17 protein-coding genes are annotated in these 15,078 nt (G+C 71.8%); 8 read left to right on the top strand and 9 right to left on the bottom strand.

All coding sequences use genetic code 11. The features are described 5' to 3' along the window. Entirely contained in the window at window positions 1-471 is a 471-nt protein-coding gene (locus ABIA33_RS11890; RefSeq protein ID WP_370080245.1) for a DUF3995 domain-containing protein, read from the bottom strand. 187 nt (window positions 472-658) lie between these two features. After that, entirely contained in the window at window positions 659-1,735 is a 1,077-nt protein-coding gene (locus ABIA33_RS11885; protein ID WP_370080243.1) for an ROK family transcriptional regulator, read from the bottom strand. A 55-nt stretch (window positions 1,736-1,790) separates the two neighbouring features. Here ABIA33_RS11885 and ABIA33_RS11880 point away from each other — a divergent pair, with 55 nt between their 5' ends. From ABIA33_RS11880 to ABIA33_RS11870, 3 genes are all read left to right on the top strand, one after another. Beyond that, window positions 1,791-2,843 carry a Gfo/Idh/MocA family oxidoreductase gene (locus ABIA33_RS11880; protein ID WP_370080240.1) on the top strand — a complete coding sequence of 351 codons (1,053 nt, stop codon included), beginning with the start codon at window positions 1,791-1,793 and terminating at the stop codon, window positions 2,841-2,843. Between the two features lie 14 nt (window positions 2,844-2,857). Continuing rightward, the gene (locus ABIA33_RS11875; RefSeq protein WP_370080416.1) at window positions 2,858-3,364 is read left to right on the top strand and encodes a heme-degrading domain-containing protein; all 507 of its coding nucleotides are present in this window, start codon (window positions 2,858-2,860) and stop codon (window positions 3,362-3,364) included. A 150-nt stretch (window positions 3,365-3,514) separates the two neighbouring features. Then, complete coding sequence (locus tag ABIA33_RS11870; protein WP_370080238.1) at window positions 3,515-3,997, top strand: peroxiredoxin; 483 nt, start codon at window positions 3,515-3,517, stop codon at window positions 3,995-3,997. Here the strand turns inward: ABIA33_RS11870 and ABIA33_RS11865 are convergent. After that, window positions 3,984-4,394 carry a hypothetical protein gene (locus tag ABIA33_RS11865; RefSeq protein ID WP_370080236.1) on the bottom strand — a complete coding sequence of 137 codons (411 nt, stop codon included), beginning with the start codon at window positions 4,392-4,394 and terminating at the stop codon, window positions 3,984-3,986. The genes ABIA33_RS11870 and ABIA33_RS11865 overlap by 14 nt on opposite strands. 460 nt (window positions 4,395-4,854) lie before the next feature. Between ABIA33_RS11865 and ABIA33_RS11860 the strand changes: the two genes are divergently transcribed. The 5 genes from ABIA33_RS11860 (at window position 4,855) to ABIA33_RS11840 (ending at window position 8,523) form a co-directional block, all read left to right on the top strand. Beyond that, a complete protein-coding gene (locus tag ABIA33_RS11860; RefSeq protein WP_370080234.1) occupies window positions 4,855-5,187 on the top strand; it encodes a hypothetical protein in 333 nt (110 codons plus the stop codon). A 77-nt stretch (window positions 5,188-5,264) separates the two neighbouring features. Beyond that, on the top strand, window positions 5,265-6,662 hold the full coding sequence (locus ABIA33_RS11855) for a DUF4331 domain-containing protein (protein ID WP_370080232.1): 1,398 nt from the start codon (window positions 5,265-5,267) through the stop codon (window positions 6,660-6,662). A 73-nt stretch (window positions 6,663-6,735) separates the two neighbouring features. Next, window positions 6,736-7,110, top strand: coding sequence for a hypothetical protein (locus ABIA33_RS11850; protein ID WP_370080230.1), 375 nt, complete (start codon window positions 6,736-6,738; stop codon window positions 7,108-7,110). Between the two features lie 118 nt (window positions 7,111-7,228). Beyond that, on the top strand, window positions 7,229-7,999 hold the full coding sequence (locus ABIA33_RS11845; RefSeq protein WP_370080228.1) for a pirin family protein: 771 nt from the start codon (window positions 7,229-7,231) through the stop codon (window positions 7,997-7,999). A 26-nt stretch (window positions 8,000-8,025) separates the two neighbouring features. Next, a complete protein-coding gene (locus ABIA33_RS11840) occupies window positions 8,026-8,523 on the top strand; it encodes a VOC family protein (protein ID WP_370080226.1) in 498 nt (165 codons plus the stop codon). 41 nt (window positions 8,524-8,564) lie between these two features. On the opposite strand, the gene ABIA33_RS11835 is transcribed toward ABIA33_RS11840, so the two are convergent. The 6 genes from ABIA33_RS11835 to ABIA33_RS11810 form a co-directional block, all read right to left on the bottom strand. Then, window positions 8,565-9,377 carry a DUF1295 domain-containing protein gene (locus ABIA33_RS11835; RefSeq protein ID WP_370080224.1) on the bottom strand — a complete coding sequence of 271 codons (813 nt, stop codon included), beginning with the start codon at window positions 9,375-9,377 and terminating at the stop codon, window positions 8,565-8,567. Further along, window positions 9,374-10,756, bottom strand: coding sequence for a class I SAM-dependent methyltransferase (locus tag ABIA33_RS11830; RefSeq protein ID WP_370080222.1), 1,383 nt, complete (start codon window positions 10,754-10,756; stop codon window positions 9,374-9,376). The genes ABIA33_RS11835 and ABIA33_RS11830 overlap by 4 nt, the downstream gene beginning before the upstream one ends. After that, window positions 10,753-11,535 carry a DUF1365 domain-containing protein gene (locus ABIA33_RS11825; protein ID WP_370080220.1) on the bottom strand — a complete coding sequence of 261 codons (783 nt, stop codon included), beginning with the start codon at window positions 11,533-11,535 and terminating at the stop codon, window positions 10,753-10,755. Before ABIA33_RS11825 ends, ABIA33_RS11830 begins: the two co-directional genes overlap by 4 nt. Continuing rightward, a complete protein-coding gene (locus tag ABIA33_RS11820; protein WP_370080218.1) occupies window positions 11,532-12,917 on the bottom strand; it encodes an NAD(P)/FAD-dependent oxidoreductase in 1,386 nt (461 codons plus the stop codon). The genes ABIA33_RS11825 and ABIA33_RS11820 overlap by 4 nt, the downstream gene beginning before the upstream one ends. Before the next feature lie 136 nt (window positions 12,918-13,053). Continuing rightward, window positions 13,054-13,986, bottom strand: coding sequence for a serine protease (locus tag ABIA33_RS11815; RefSeq protein WP_370080216.1), 933 nt, complete (start codon window positions 13,984-13,986; stop codon window positions 13,054-13,056). A gap of 156 nt (window positions 13,987-14,142) precedes the next feature. Then, window positions 14,143-15,015, bottom strand: a complete 873-nt coding sequence (locus tag ABIA33_RS11810) for a class I SAM-dependent methyltransferase (protein ID WP_370080214.1) — start codon at window positions 15,013-15,015, stop codon at window positions 14,143-14,145. Window positions 15,016-15,078 lie beyond the last annotated feature (63 nt).

Genomic DNA, 15,078 nt, shown 5'->3' with positions numbered 1-15,078 from the left:
CTACAAGGCCGGTCGGCGTCCACGCCGGGCGAAGTACCAGACCGCGCCCGCGAACATCAGACCCCAGAGCAGGAAGGACATGTCCCAGACCCACAGGTGCCACCACAGCGGCTTCCACGCGACGGGCGTCGTCGGCTTGATCACGCCGGCCGCGACCAGCGCGCCCCCGGTCACCCCGTACGCGCCGTACAGCGTCAGCAGCGCCGCCGCGAAGCCGCCCGCGAAGACGAGCAGTCGGGCCGGTGGCCGTACTCGCTGTGGCCGGACCAGCGCGAGCGCCAGTGCCGCGCCCACGACCTTCAGCAGTCCGACGATCCACACCACGACGAGGATCCCCACCTCGTGGGCGCGGGCCTGCTGCTCGATGGTCCCGCCGACGGTGTCCAGCCCGAGCGTTCCGCCGCACCCCCAGTAGAAGCTGATCAGCGCGAAGACCAGGCCCCAGACGCACGCCGCGTATCCCGCACGCATCGCGCACCACGCACGCCGATCCTTACGGCCTGGGCCGATAGCGCCCGAGGCGTCGTTCGCCGTCATCCCCATGCCGTGAGCTCTTCCCCGCTCACCTGATCGGGAAGCGCGGGACCTGCGTCCGGCGCTGACTCCAGCCGTCCGGCTCGGCGTCGTCCGCGCGTGACGGCGGCGACCCGTCCCGTTCCTACCGACGGGGCGTCAGCGCGTCCGCTTCGCCCTCGCCGAAGAGCGGGCCCAGGACGAGTCCGGCCGCGCCGAGGGCCACGGCCCGGTTCCCGGCGCGGGCCACGGAGACGGCGACCTGCTGCCAGTGCGGGTCGGGCAGCCGCTGCTGCAGCACGGCGTCGACGCGGGTGCGGTAGTTCTCCGGGGCGGCGAGCACGGCCCTGCCGCCGAGGACCACCTCGTCGACGTCGAGCAGCCGGACCAGATTGGCGACGCCCTCGCCGAGGAGGTCGGCTGCGCGGTCCTGGTCGGCTGCCGCCAGTGCCGCGCGGCACAGCGCCTCGAGGCAGCCCCGACTCCCGCAGGCGCAGTGCGGCCCGAGCGGATCGAGCACCTGGTGGCCAAACTCGCCGGCGTTGGTGCGCGCGCCACGCTGCACCCGTCCACCCAGGACGAGTCCGGCACCCAGGCCGTCGTCGAGGTAGACGAAGGCGCGGTCCGCTGAGCCGGGCTGGCTGAGCACGCCCGCAGTGGTGTCCTTGTCGACGGCGACGGCCAGGCCGAGTCGGGCGGCGAGTTCGGCGCGCAGGGATATGCCGTCCCAGCCGGGACGGCCGGTGACCTGGTGCAGCACGCCGGTCCGCTGGTCCAGCGGGCCGGGGCAGGCGACGCCGACGCCGAGGACGTGCTCGCGGGGAATCGGCGCGAGCAGTGCCTCGACCTGTTCCGCCAGCCGGTCCATCACCTCCCGCGGTGCGCTGCGCGGGTCGACGGGGAGCGTCACCGCTTTCTCGACCCGGCCGCCGAGGTCGACCAGCAGCAGGGTCAGTCCGCTCCGGTCCAGCTGCACGCCGACCACCCAGCGGGCCTGCGGCACCAGGCGCAGCAGGGTGCGGGGCTTGCCACCGGTGGAGCGGCCGCGCCCGGCGGCGGTGATCATGCCCTCCGCGGCGAGTCGCTGGACGATCTTGCTGACGGCCTGCGCGGTCAGTCCGGTGGCTGCGGCCAGCTCGACCTGGCTGATCTCCTCGGCGATGCGGATCCGCCCGAGGACGGCGGCGGTGTTGTGGTCACGCAACGCGGTGAGGTTGGCCATCGGTTCAGTATGCCGGAGCTTGCCACTTAATCCACACTGTTGTTTAACTAGAGGCATGGCTACCTCCTCCCCCCTTCGTGTCGGACTGATCGGCTACGGGATCGCGGGTTCGGTGTTTCACGCCCCGCTGATCTCCACCACTCCCGGCCTCGTACTCGCCGCCGTCGTCACCGCCAACCCGGAGCGCCAAGCGCAGGTCAAGCGCGAGCATCCGGACGCCCTGGTGCTGGACAGCGTGGAACAGCTGTGGCTCCAGGGCCTGGACCTGGTGGTCGTCGCGTCTCCCAACCGCACCCACGTCGCGCACGCCATCGCCGCCCTGGAAACGGGCTCCGCCGTGGTCGTGGACAAGCCGCTGGCCGCCACCGCAGCCGAGGCGGAGGCACTGGCCGCGCTCGCAGAGGAGCGGGGCCTCCCGCTGAGCGTCTTCCAGAACCGGCGCTGGGACGGCGACTTCCGCACCGTCGCCGAGCTGGTGCGCTCGGGCGCCCTCGGCGAGGTGCACCGCTTCGAGTCCCGCTTCGAGCGCTGGCGCCCCGAGCTCAAGGGCGGCTGGCGCGAGCTGGGCGACCCGGCCGAGGCCGGCGGGCTGCTGTACGACCTGGGCAGCCACCTGGTGGACCAGGCGCTTACGCTGTTCGGCCCGGCTATCGAGGTGTACGCCGAGGTGGACTGCCGCCGCCCCGGCGCCCAGGCCGACGACGACTCCTTCGTGGCACTGCGGCATGCCAACGGCATCCGCTCGCACCTGTGGATGAGCGCGGTCGCGGCCAGCCTCGGCCCGCGCTTCCGGGTCCTCAGCAGCAGCAGCGCATATGTCTGCTACGGCCTGGACGGACAGGAGGCGGCGCTGCGCGAGGGCCGTACCCCTGAGGACGAGGGCTGGGGTGTCACCCCGCCCGAGGCCTACGGGCTGCTCGGCGCAGGGGACGAGGCCGCGCCCCACCCGACGAAGCCCGGTGCCTACCAGCGCTACTACGCGGAGGTCGTGGAGGCGCTGCACGGCCGGGCGCCGGTGCCGGTCCACGCACGGGACGCGGTCGCCGCGCTCACCGTGCTGGAGGCCGCGCGTCGCTCGGCCACCGAGCAGCGGACGGTGACGCTGTGACGGCCGAGGCGGCCATGCAGGCAACGGCGGCAACGGCGTCAGCGGCGGCGGAGACCGCGGAGCTTCCCGGAACGTCCGAGCTGGAGGCCGAGCAGCAGCGGCTTCGGCTGGCCCGATTCGACAACGACGACGCCTGGCGGCTGGGCTGTCTGCTGGTGGAACTCGCCCGCGAACGCGGACATGTGGTGACCGTGGACGTCCGGCGCGGCGAGCAGCAGTTGTTCCACTGCGCGCTGCCAGGCACCAGCGCCGACAACGACGCGTGGATCGAACGCAAGCTCCGGGTGGTGCGCCGCTACGGCGAGAGCTCCTACCTGGTGGGGCAGCGCTTCCGGGACCAGGGCAGCAGCTTCGAGGAGAAGTCGCGACTGGACCCGGACCGTTTCGCCGCGCACGGCGGCGCGTTCCCGATCCTGGTCGACGGCGTCGGCGCGGTGGGGACGGTGGCGGTCTCGGGGCTGCCGCAGCTGGAGGACCACCGGCTGGTGGTCGAGGCGCTGGAGCGTTTCATCGCGGCCTGAGCCGGGGTCCGCCGACTCGCTGAAACCTCGTCGGGTCCATGCTTGGGCATGGGCCCGACCGGTCACTGCACCGGCGGGCCTCATACCGGTTCGCAGCTGTCGTCGTCGCCAAGCGCGGCGGACAGCCCCTTCCAGCAGGAGAAGGTCCTCATGGCCAAGTCCCCCGAGGTCGGCAGCCCCGCCCCCGACTTCACCCTTCCCTCGGTCCACCTCGTCGACGGTGAAGCCGTCCGCGGCGAGCGCACGCTGTCCGAGGAGCGCGGACACCCGGTCGTGCTGGCGTTCTACCCGGGCGACGACACCGCGGTGTGCACCAAGCAGCTGTGCTCGTACTCCTCCGACATGGAGGCGTTCACCGATCTGGGCGCAACCGTCTGGGGCATAAGCCCGCAGGGCTTGGACAGCCATGAGAGCTTCGCCCGCAAGCACGGCCTGCGCATGCCGCTGATCGCCGACACCGAGCGCACGGCCGTCGCGGCCTACGGCATCGGCCTGGGCGGCATGCTGCGGCGCGCCGTCTTCGTCATCGACGCCGAGGGGATCGTGCGCTGGAAGCACGTGGCCGCACTGGGGCTGACCTTCCGCGACGTCCCCACCCTGACCCGGGAGCTCGCGGCGCTCACCAAGGTCTGACCGAAGCCGGCGCCCTGTCGACGCCGGAGCGGCCGTGGGCAGCGAGCAGGCCCGCGACCGACAGGGCGCCCCAACCGACGGACACGGCGACAGCCTTGAGCCGCCTGCCCCGGCCCGGCAGGGTTCCGCCGAGGAGTACGGCGTCCCCGAAGTCCGCAGCGACGCGCAGGACCGTGGCGGTCGCAAGAGGGGCGCCGGCCGGCGCGGTCATCATCGCGATCCCGCTCGCGGCGTCCCGCCAGCCCAGGGGTCGCAGCGACACCGCGGTGGCGTCGGCGGTGCGCCCGTCCGCGTCGACCAGCCCTGACGGCCGGGCCAGGAGTTCCGGACGCAGAGCGACCGCAAGACCGTAGACCGCAGTTGCCGCGCCCATTCCGCGCAGAAACCTGACGTTCACAGAAGCCTCTCAGCCATCCTTAAAGTGCGCATACATAGCATAGGCGCGATGGCGTCGAATCACACCGGTGCAGAGGGTGGGCATCTCAACTGATTTAACGTCAGTGTCGCATCTCCCTTCTGTGCCTGCCGACTATGATTCGGAGCCACTTCCCGGGTGGATTGGTCGAGACGGAAAGCTGGCAACAGTTCCCTCGACTGGCTCAGCATGACGGCCTTCACCTGCGGCGAAGTGCCATCCACTCGGTCGACGCCCGAAGTCGACGGGCGCGGCGTCTTGACGGGCCCCGCTGACGGCGATTCACTTCCCTTTGGCCGCAGGTCGTCTGCCACGAACCGGCCGTGCGCTCTCGCGCACATTCAGCGGAGTGGGATTCCGGAGCGGAATCCCGAGAGCCTCCGTCAGTTCCCCGGATTCGACTACCGGCGACCCTCCCCACCCAATCGTCAAAGGAGCAACCATGTCCGTCGACGTTCCCCTGCCCGAAACCGACGCCATGTCAGATCTGTCCCGGCGCGGCCTGATCAGGAACGCAGCCGGGGCCGGGGCGGCCGGCCTCGCCGCAGGGGTACTGCTCAACGCGGCCGCGGGGACCGCACAGGCCGCCGAGCCGCGCAGCGCCGAGCCCAGCTTCGAGTCCCGGCCGGGCGAGCGCCCGGTGACGAGCGCCGAGACGCTGATCGTGCACGTGCGTGACGCGAAGACGGGTGAGCTGGACATCTACCACGGCCACCAGCACCGCGTTGTTCGGGACCGCAAGCTCGCGGCGGCTCTGCTGCGCGCCGCGGGCTGAGCCGATCCGCTCGGCCGCACCCCGCGCGACTGCCCGACCGCCCCTTTCCCGCCCTACACCCCCTGTGAGGACCCCTCATGTCGTCCCACCGCGAAGCCCCCGAGATCTCCAAGGACCCGGTGGCGGACAGCACCGACGTCTACGCCTTCGTCAGCCCCGACCGCTGCGACACCGTCACCCTGATCGCCAACTACATCCCCCTGCAGGGCGCCGCGGGCGGCCCGAACTTCTACGAGTTCGGCGACGACGTGCTCTACGAGATCCACATCGACAACGACGGCGACGGTCGCCCCGATGTCACCTACCAGTTCCGGTTCACCACGCACCTGCGCAACCCCGACACCTTCCTCTACAACACCGGCCCCATCCTCTCGCTGGACTCGCCCAACTGGAACCGGCGCCAGACCTACACCCTCACCCGGGTCGAGCACGGCGGCCGCACCACCGTCCTGGGACGGGACCTGACCTGCCCGCCGTGCAACATCGGCCCGCTGTCCACCCCTGACTACCCCACCCTGGCCCGGCAGGCCGTGCACTCCGTCGGCCGCGGCCGCAAGGTCTACGCCGGACAGCGCGCGGAGGGCTTCTACGTCGACCTCGGCTCCATCTTCGACCTGGCCAACCTGCGCCCGTTCCAGACGCTGCACAACCAGTTCGGTATGAGCGTGTTCACCAGCGACGAGCCGGGGGTGAACACCACCAAGGAGCTCAACGTCCACAGCCTGGCCCTGCAGGTGCCCATCACCGAGCTCACCCGCCGCGGCTGGAACGGCAGCGACGTCAACGACCCGCGGGCCACCATCGGCGTGTGGACCAGCGCCAGCCGCAGGCAGGCCCGGGTGATCCAGGCCGAGCACGGCACCGAGCACGAGTCCGGCCCGTTCGTGCAGGTCTCCCGCCTGGGCAACCCGCTGTTCAACGAGGTCCTGGTGCCCATGGGCAAGAAGGACTTGTGGAACTCCCTGCCCCCGGCCGACGACAAGAAGTTCGCCACCTACGTCGCCCACCCCGAGCTCGCTCGGCTGCTCCCGGTCCTCTACCCGAACGTGTTCCCCAACCTGGACGCCCTCAACATGTCGGGCAAGCCCCGCGCCGACCTGCTCGCGATCCTGCTCACCGGCATTCCGGCCGGGCTCGTCCCCGGCTTCCAGAACTTCACCGGCACCACCGAGGCGGACATGCTGCGCCTCAACATCGCGGTCCCGCCGGCCACCTCACCCAACATCCTCGGCCTGGTCGCCGGTGACCCGGCCGGCTTCCCCAACGGCCGCCGGGTCTTCGACGACGTGGTGACCGTGGAGCTCCGCGCGATCGCGGGACTCACCTACGCGCTGGTCGACAAGACCTACCCGGTGGACGCAGCCGCCAAGGGCATCACCGACGGCCTGGACAACCACTCGCCCAAGAACCCCTACCTGGACCACTTCCCCTACCTGGGCGTCCCCTACGACGGGTACCACAACCCGTCGTCCTGACCCACCCCGGTGCCGGCGGCGTGCCGCCACGCCGCCGGCACCGACCCGCGCCCCAGACCCGGAAGGATTCGCGATGCCGCACACTCACCCCCACGCCCACCCCGACGCCCATCCCGACACCCACGCCCACGCCCATCCGCACGCTCCGCTGCCTGCCCCCTCCCGCGAGGGCAGCGTCGTGCTGGAAATCGGCGGCGAACTCGGCGCCCTGATCATCCACACCGGCCCCGAGCAGGACGGACTGGAGATCGAGGTCAGCCCGGTGGGCGACACCCGTCACCGCACCCACGCCGCCGTGCGACCCCGGCACCTGGCGGGCCGTACCCTCCACTGCGCTGTCATCTCACCGCTGGCGGCAGGCGAGTACACCGTATGGCGCGACGCGCAGACCGCCGCGGCGACCGTCGGCGTCCCCCCGGGCGGCGTGGGCGAGCACCGCTGGGCCTGAGCTCCCTCCCTGATGCCCTCTGCCTGGTACCCCTGGCGGAATAGTTGAAGTATCAACTATGTTCGAGTCCACAGCGGTGCGACAAAACACCGCCAGGACACACAGAGAGGGCCTCGTGATGAGCACCACCGGAATTCGCCCCCAGATCGACGTCCGCCGCTCCGGCGATCGCTTCGCCACGAAAATCGACTGGCTGGACTCCAAGCACTCCTTCTCCTTCGGTAGCCAGTTCGACGCTGCGAACACCCACCACGGCCTGCTGCTGGTGAACAACGACGACATCGTCCGACCGGGCAGCGGCTTCGAGACCCACCCGCACCGCGACATGGAGATCGTCACCTGGGTGATGCAGGGCTCCCTGGTCCACCAGGACTCCACGGGGCACTCCGGCGTGATCTACCCCGGACTCGCGCAGCGGATGAGCGCGGGCAAGGGCATCCTGCACTCGGAGAAGAACGACTCCTGGCGCCTGAGCGGCGCCGACGCGCACACCGACCCGGTCCACTTCGTCCAGATGTGGGTCGCCCCCGACGAGAGCGGCATCACGCCTGGCTACGAACAGCTCGAGATCGACAATGAGCTGCTGTCCGGCGGCTTGATCCCGGTGGCGTCCGGGATGGACAAGCACGACGGCGAATCCGCCATCCGCATCAAGAACCGCTACGCGGCGCTGCACGTCGCCCGGCTGCAGCCCGGCCAGAGCGTCGAGCTGCCGGACGCCCCGTTCGTCCACCTGTTTGTCCCACGTGGCGACGTCGCCCTCGAAGGCGTCGGGCCGCTGTCCGCCGGCGACGCCGTGCGCTTCACCGCGGTCGGCGGGCAGAAGGTCACCGCGGTCGAGCCCGCCGAGATCCTGGTGTGGGAGATGCATGCCACCATTGCCCGCTGACTGCCGAAGCCGAAGAAGGAGAAACCATGGCCACGCCTGACCTCGCGGCTGTCCAGGCCGAACGCGACCGGATCCGCGCCACGCACCTGCGCCCCGCCCACGAGCGCCCGGCGTCCTCGGCCCGCGGACTGCACCACACGGCCCTGATCAGCAGCGACGTGGAACGCACCGTCCAGTTCTACCAGGACGTCCTGGAGTTCCCGCTCACCGAGCTGATCGACAACCGGGACTACCCGGGCTCGTCGCACTTCTTCTTCGACATCGGCAACGGCAATCTGCTCGCGTTCTTCGACTTCCCGGGCCTCGAGGTCGGCCCCTACGCGGAGGTCCTCGGCGGCCTTCACCATGTCGCCATCTCCGTGGAGCCGGAACGCTGGCGGCACCTGGTCCGGAATCTGGAGCAGGCCGGTGTGGAGCACGTCGTCCACAGCGAGGTCTCGGTCTACTTCCGCGACCCGGACGGCGCACGGCTCGAACTCATCGCCGACCCGCTCGGCGAGATGTACGGGTCCCAGGTCCTGTAGTCGGTCCCCGTTCAACGCGAGGCTAAAGGTCAGGTCTAGGGTTATGGTCGGGGTCGGCGCGGGGGCAGCGGGAGGAATCCGCTGGTGCGCGCGACGTAGGCGGGGTAGCCGGGCTTGGTCGATCCGAGCTGCCGTTCGAGCATGGGTTTTCCGCTGCCGTTGACCAGCAGATAGGTCATCAGCAGCGGTGAGACCAGCGCCGCCCAGCCGATCGGCACGTCCGTAGCGAGCAGGAACAGGCCCCACCAGACGCAGGCGTCGCCGAAGTAGTTGGGATGCCGGGTGTAGCGCCACAGCCCGCTGTCCAGGACCCGGCCGCGGTTGGCGGGGTCGGCCCGGAACCGGCTCAGCTGGCGGTCGCCGACCGCTTCGAACAGCAGGCCGACGGCCCACAGCGCGGTGCCCGTCCAGGCCAGGGCCCCGGGTGCCCGGGGCACGAACAGGGCGACCTGGACCGGGAGCGCGACCAGCCAGACGATGCCCGCCTGCAGGCCGTAGACCATCCGCAGGGCATAGCGGGTACGGCGCTCCGGCGGGACACGGGAGAGCATCCGGGCGTAGCGGGGGTCCTCCGGGTGTCCCCTGCCCCGGTGCCAGATGTGCGCGGACAGCCGCAACCCCCAGACCAGCACCAGGAGTAGCGCGAGCAGCCGGCGGCCCGGGTCGCCGTATCCGGCGGACAGCGCGTACCCGGTTCCGGCGACCGCGCAGAAGGCCAGGCCCCAGGCGACGTCGACGACGCGGTGGAGTCCGGTGCGGGCGCCCACCGCGAATGCGGCGAGGAGGACGGCCACGGCGGCGCCGAGGCCGGCCGCCAGGGAGGTGAGCAGTGCGGCGGTGTCGATGCCGCTCATCCCGGGTCGCCCTCCCTGGCCAGCACCAGGTGCTGGACGTCGAGGTAGCCGCTGCGGAATCCGGCCTCGGAGTAGGCCAGGTAGAGCGTCCACATGCGGCGGAACACGCTGTCGAAGCCGAGTTCGTCGACGGCGGTGGCGCGGGCGGTGAAGCGCTCCCGCCACAGCCGCAGGGTCTCGGCGTAGTGCGCGCCGTAGCCCTGGCGGTGGGTCAGGCTGAGCGTGGTGTGGGCGGCGAGGGTGCCCTCGACCGCTTCGACGGAGGGGAGCAGGCCGCCGGGGAAGATGTACTTCTGGATCCAGGTGAAGGTGTGCTCGGTGGCGAGCATCCGTTCGTGCGGCATGGTGATGGCCTGCAGCGCGATCCGGCCGCCGGGGGCGAGTACCCGGTCCAGGGTGCCGAAGTAGGCGGGCCAGTAGTCGCGGCCGACCGCCTCGACCATCTCCACGCTGACGACTGCGTCGTACTGACCGGTGGCCGCCCGGTAGTCGCACAGCCGTACGTCCACCTGGTCCTCGTGTCCGGCGGCGGCGATGCGGTTCTGCGCGAGCCTGCGCTGCTCCTCGGAGAGGGTGAGGGTGACCACGGTGGCTCCCCTGGCCGCGGCGCGCAGGGCGAGTTCGCCCCAACCGGTGCCGATCTCCAGGACGCGACTGCCTGCGCGGACGCCGGCCAGGTCGAGCAGCCGGTCGATCTTGCGATGCTGCGCGGCCTCCAGCAGACCCGGCGAGGCGAGGGGCGCGCCGTGGGCGTCGGTGGGGAACAGCGCGGCGGAGTAGGTCATGGTGGGGTCGAGGAACAGCGCGAACAGGTCGTTGGAGAGATCGTAGTGGGCGGCGATGTTGCGCCGGGTGTTCTCGGGCGTGCCGAGCTGTTCGGCGGGCCGCCGCGCGGCGTACCAACGGCGGAGCCACTGCAGGCGGGGCGGGACGAGGGTCTGCGGGGAGCGGGCGAGCGCGGTGAGCAGCGCCACCAGGTCGGGTGAGTCCCAGTCGCCCGCCTGGTAGGACTCGCCGAACCCGATGAGGCCGCCGGTGCCGACGCGCCGGAAGAAGTCCTCGGGCGCCTCCAGCCGCAGCACGGGCGCGCCGGGCGGCGGAGCGGGGGTGAGGAGTCGGCCGCCGGGGAGTTCCACTCGTAGTCGGAGCCGCCTGGCCACGCGGCGCAGCAGTGCCTCGGCGAAGCGGGCGCGGACGGCCGAGCTGGGGACGGTCGCGACGTCGGGCCAGCGCTGGGGGTCGGCGGTCCGGGCGTCAGCGGTCCGGGCGTCGGCGATCGGGGCGTCGGCGGTGCGGGCGTCGGCGGTCCGGTGGAGGCCCTGCCCGGCGGATGGTCCGGCCGTGGCTCGGTCTGCGGCTCGGTCTGCTGTCTGGGTCATGGCGCGGAGACTCCTTCCTGGTGGGAGTGCTGCGGGCGGGGCTGGACGGGGAGTCCGCGCGCGAACAGGCGGACGCCCTGGATCCGGATGTGGGCGGAGACCGCAGCCGTGGACCAGGGGTGCCGCACGGCCGCGCGCAGCAGGCCGCTTGGTCCTGCGGGTCGGCGGACGCCCTGCACCGTCGCGGTGAACGGGCGGGCGCCGTCGTGTTCCAGATGCATCGTCAGGCGCAGCCGGCCGTCGGGCGGCGGCAGCAGCATCCGGTAGCGGCCGTCGACGGGGAAGAACGGGGAGACATAGAACTCCTTGGTGGTGTCGGCCCGTCCGTCCGGGTCGGGCCGGAGCAGGTAGCAGTGGCGTTCGCCGTAGGTGTTGTGGACCTCGGCGACGGTGCAGACCGGCCTGCCGTCGGGGTCGTGGCACCAGTAGAGGGTGATCGGGTTGAACACGTGGCCGAGCGAGCGGGCGTGGGAGAGCATCAGGACCTGGCCGCCGTCGAGGTCGACGCCATGGGTGGCGAGGTAGCCGTCGAGGTTATCGCGCAGGCTGCGGGCGGGGTCGCCGAGGTGGTCGCGGGCCTGGAAGCGGGCAAGCGGGCGCAGCGGCGGAGGGAGGCGCGGGAGCCGGTCCAGGTCCACCAGCCAGAGGTAGGTGCGGTGCTGGAAGGCGTGCCGGACGGGCCGGGTGCGGACGTGGGCGATGCGGCAGTCGTAGAGCGCCGCGCCCCACGGTCCGGGCAGCGGCCGTCGCGCTGCTGTCCGCGCCTGGGTGAGGGTCATGAGCGCACCAGCGCGTTCAGCGCGCGGGCGGCGTCCACGCCCGAGCGGCAGCCGTCCTCGTGGAAGCCCCAGCCGTGGTACGCGCCGGCGAAGGCGGTGCGGCCGGTGTTGAGTCCGGGCAGGCGGAGCTGGGCGGCCCGCGAGTCGCGGGTGTAGAGGGGGTGCTGGTACACGGTCCTGGAGATGACGTGTTCGGGGGCGACCTGGTGCAGCGGGTCCTCGTTGAGGGTGACCAGGTAGTCGTCGGCGGTATCGAGGCGCAGCAGCCGGTTGAGGTGGTAGCTGACGCGGACCTGGTCGGAGCGGTCCACGCAGGAGGCCATCAGGTAGTTCCAGGAGGCGCGGGCGCGGGGCGCGCGGGGCAGCACCGAGGTGTCACGGTGCAGCACGGTGGGGTTGTGCGAGTAGCCGAACGCTCCCAGGACCTGCTGCTCCTCCCTGGTCGGGTCGGCGAGCAGCCGCAGTGCCTGGTCGGGGTGCGTGGCAAGGACGACGCCGTCGTACTCGTCCGGGGCCGCGGACGGGTCGGCGACGGTGATCCGGACGCCGTCGGGGTGCCGGTGCACGGCGCGGACGGGGGTGCCGGTGCGGACGGTGGCGAGGCCGGCGGCGATGCGTCGCACGTAGGTGCGGGAGCCGCCGACGACGGTGCGCCAGGTGGGCGAGTCGCGGACGGAGAGCATGCCGTGGTTGTCGAGGAAGGCGAACAGGTAGCGGGCCGGGTACTCGCCGGCGAGGTCGGGGGCGCAGGACCAGACCGCCGCCACCAGGGGTGTCAGGAAGTGTGCGGTGAAGTAGGGCGAGAAGCCGCGCCCGCGCACGAACTGGCGCAGGGTCAGCTCCTCGGCGGCCGGGTCGTCCGAGGCGAGCAGCTGCCGCGCGCTGCGGTGGAACAGGGTCACTTCCGCGAGCATCCGCAGGTAGCGGGCCCGCAGCAGCGACCGTGGTTGCGCGAGCAGGCCGGACAGGCCGCGCGCGCCCGCGTACTCGAGGCCGCAGCTGAGGCAGCGTACGGACATGCTCATCTCGGAGTCCTGCGTGGTGACTCCGAGCTCGGCGAAGAGCCGCAGCAGGTGCGGGTAGGTGCGCTCGTTGTGGACCAGGAAGGCCGTGTCCAGGGCGAGCGCCGGACCGCGGGCCTGGGCGACGTCCTGGGTGTGGGCGTGGCCGCCGAGGCGCGCGTCGGCCTCGTAGAGGGTGACCTCGGCGCCGGACCGGGTCAGCTCGTGGGCCGCGGTCAGTCCGGCGACGCCGCTGCCGACGACGGCGATCCGGCGGCGCGCGCCGCCGTCCAACGGATGGTCCGCGACCCCGGCACGGGCCCCTCGGTGACGGCCGGTTCCCGGCCCCGGCAGGGTCGTCACATCGACGTTCTCGGTCATACCCGCACATCCCAACGATCCCGGCGGGCCGCGCACGCGCGGACCGCACCCACGTCTCCCGGACACGGGGTATTCGTTGCGGCTCGGCATGCGGATTGGTCGGGCTTGGCAGGAGTTGCGGGTGGGGCACGCGGTGTCAGCCGCTCTGGGCCACTGCCTGGTTGTAGAGGTTCTGGACGTCCTCGTCGAAGTAGGGGCTGTACGAGACGTCGTCGGTGTCGCCGCCCTGCTGGTAGCCGCCGATGACGCCGATGACGGTGCCGGTCCGGGTGGCTTTGTCGAACGCGGTGAGCCAGGGGCTGCCGCTGGTGCCGCCGGGGTAGCCGGTGCAGGCGATCCGCATCTGGTACTGGCTCTGCTGGGTGGTCCGGTTGAAGCAGGAGATGGGGGCGGCGGCGGTGGACGGGTATCCGGTGACCTGGACGATCCGGTCGAAGCCCATGTTGACGCCCAGAGTGTTGGCGCCCAGGACGTCCTCGATGTTCTTGCCGCCCACCGGGCCGAGGGTGACGAAGGCGACGTCGAGGTCGGGGTCGGAGGAGTCGATCCAGCGCTGGTCGACGGCGATCCGGGTGACCGGCCACTCTCCCTGCGGAGCGCTGCCGTCCCGGTAGTCGGGGACGAAGACCAGGTCGGCCGAGTAGTTGCCGCCCTGGCCGCCGTGGACGCAGTGCGCCGCGGTGATCAACAGGTTCCGGCCCGGACTGTGGACGACGCTGGCGGTGCAGAAGTGGTCACCGGTGACGTCGTGGTTGAAGATCGCACCGACCCGGGCGTTGCTGTCGGTGGCCTTCGCCGGGTGGGAGGTTCCGCCGTGCTTGGACAGGGCCCGTTCCAGGCGCTGCTGCGACCAGGCGCTGGGGCTGGCACCGACGGGAAAGGAGGTGGACGTGCCGGCCGACGACCCCGGGGAACCGGTGGCGGGTGCGGCCGCCGGTGGGGCGGACATGCCCGCGCTACCGCAGCCTGCCGCACCCGCGCCCACCAGCAGTGCGGCCAGCACCGCGAGGGCGCCGACCGGCGCGCGGCGGCGCCGGCTGGTGGTCCGCGCACCCCAGGTGTCCTGCATCGTCGTCCGCCTTCGCTCCTCGCCCGACCCGTTGATGACGATCATCGTGCGGGAGCCCCGCCTGTGCCCGCACTGTCCGGCGAACGGGTGAAGCGGCGTGTCAGTGCGTCAGTGCGCCAGTACGTCAGCACATCGATGTGTCGAAGTATCGATGCGTCAACGGCTGGCGAAACGCAGCAGGGTGACGGAGGGTCGCTTGTCCCACACGACGGGAATGCGGTCGGCCAGCGGAGCCAGCACACTCCAGACAAGTCCCCGGCCGCGCGGCAGCGGCACGTCCCGGATCTCGGCGATGCCGGGGTGCGCGGTGGCGAGCTTGTGCCGCTCCCCCGCGTCCATGCGCCAGGGCATCGGCGGCAGGCGGTAGCCACTGGAGAGGTGGATCCGCCGCGGGTGGCCCGGCCGGTTGAACCAGCGCGGCACGGCGTCGAAGACCAGGCCGCCACCGGGGAAGTGCTCGGCGCAGTTCGCGATCAGATCGCGCACCTCCGGCGGCCGCAGGTACATGAACAGTCCCTGGGCCACGACGAGCACCCCGTCAGCGGGATCGACCTCCGCGATCCAGGCGTGGTCGCGGGCGTCGACGGCCAGCGTGCGCTGTCTGGGCCCGTGCGGCAGCAGGGCGTGGCGCAGGGCGAGAGATTCGGGCAGGTCGACGGTGAGCCACTGGACCCGGCCGTTGTCCACCCGCCAGAAGGAGGTCTCCAGACCCTCGCCGAGCGAGACGACGGTGCCGTCCGGGAAGACATCGAGGAACTCCCGGATGACGGAGTCGAAGCACGCCGCACGGAGGGCGATGGCCTGGGCCGCGAGGGCGTGGGCGTGGCCGAAGCGCTGGAGGAAGGGGAAGTCGACGGCTTCCGCGAGGGCGACGGCCTGAGGGTCCGCCAGCACCGTGTCCGGTCGGCGGGCCTCGGCGGCGCGGTGGTGCAGCGTCCACAGCATCGTCTCGGGGACGCCGTCGAGGGCGGCGCTGCCCGCCGCACAGGGGCCGGGTGCGTCCTGCGGGGTGCTCGCGCTGCCGTGCATGCACGCTCCTTGGCTGCCAGGACTCGTCCCGCCGGGGCTCGTCCTCCCATCGTGACGGATGAG

This window comes from Streptacidiphilus sp. MAP12-16, assembly GCF_041262165.1.
Lineage (GTDB): Bacteria > Actinomycetota > Actinomycetes > Streptomycetales > Streptomycetaceae > Streptacidiphilus.
The sequence above is the reverse complement of the archived record's forward strand: the minus strand, read 5'-3'. Positions and strand labels throughout refer to the sequence as shown.

What these genes read in the sequence shown, in the direction of transcription:
- ABIA33_RS11890 (WP_370080245.1), bottom strand. Translation starts at nt 471, where the DNA reads ATGCGTGCGGGATACGCGGCGTGCGTCTGGGGCCTGGTCTTCGCGCTG.
- ABIA33_RS11885 (WP_370080243.1), bottom strand. Translation starts at nt 1,735, where the DNA reads ATGGCCAACCTCACCGCGTTGCGTGACCACAACACCGCCGCCGTCCTC.
- ABIA33_RS11880 (WP_370080240.1), top strand. Translation starts at nt 1,791, where the DNA reads ATGGCTACCTCCTCCCCCCTTCGTGTCGGACTGATCGGCTACGGGATC.
- ABIA33_RS11875 (WP_370080416.1), top strand. Translation starts at nt 2,858, where the DNA reads ATGCAGGCAACGGCGGCAACGGCGTCAGCGGCGGCGGAGACCGCGGAG.
- ABIA33_RS11870 (WP_370080238.1), top strand. Translation starts at nt 3,515, where the DNA reads ATGGCCAAGTCCCCCGAGGTCGGCAGCCCCGCCCCCGACTTCACCCTT.
- ABIA33_RS11860 (WP_370080234.1), top strand. Translation starts at nt 4,855, where the DNA reads ATGTCCGTCGACGTTCCCCTGCCCGAAACCGACGCCATGTCAGATCTG.
- ABIA33_RS11855 (WP_370080232.1), top strand. Translation starts at nt 5,265, where the DNA reads ATGTCGTCCCACCGCGAAGCCCCCGAGATCTCCAAGGACCCGGTGGCG.
- ABIA33_RS11850 (WP_370080230.1), top strand. Translation starts at nt 6,736, where the DNA reads ATGCCGCACACTCACCCCCACGCCCACCCCGACGCCCATCCCGACACC.
- ABIA33_RS11845 (WP_370080228.1), top strand. Translation starts at nt 7,229, where the DNA reads ATGAGCACCACCGGAATTCGCCCCCAGATCGACGTCCGCCGCTCCGGC.
- ABIA33_RS11840 (WP_370080226.1), top strand. Translation starts at nt 8,026, where the DNA reads ATGGCCACGCCTGACCTCGCGGCTGTCCAGGCCGAACGCGACCGGATC.
- ABIA33_RS11835 (WP_370080224.1), bottom strand. Translation starts at nt 9,377, where the DNA reads ATGAGCGGCATCGACACCGCCGCACTGCTCACCTCCCTGGCGGCCGGC.
- ABIA33_RS11830 (WP_370080222.1), bottom strand. Translation starts at nt 10,756, where the DNA reads ATGACCCAGACAGCAGACCGAGCCGCAGACCGAGCCACGGCCGGACCA.
- ABIA33_RS11825 (WP_370080220.1), bottom strand. Translation starts at nt 11,535, where the DNA reads ATGACCCTCACCCAGGCGCGGACAGCAGCGCGACGGCCGCTGCCCGGA.
- ABIA33_RS11820 (WP_370080218.1), bottom strand. Translation starts at nt 12,917, where the DNA reads ATGACCGAGAACGTCGATGTGACGACCCTGCCGGGGCCGGGAACCGGC.
- ABIA33_RS11815 (WP_370080216.1), bottom strand. Translation starts at nt 13,986, where the DNA reads ATGCAGGACACCTGGGGTGCGCGGACCACCAGCCGGCGCCGCCGCGCG.
- ABIA33_RS11810 (WP_370080214.1), bottom strand. Translation starts at nt 15,015, where the DNA reads ATGCACGGCAGCGCGAGCACCCCGCAGGACGCACCCGGCCCCTGTGCG.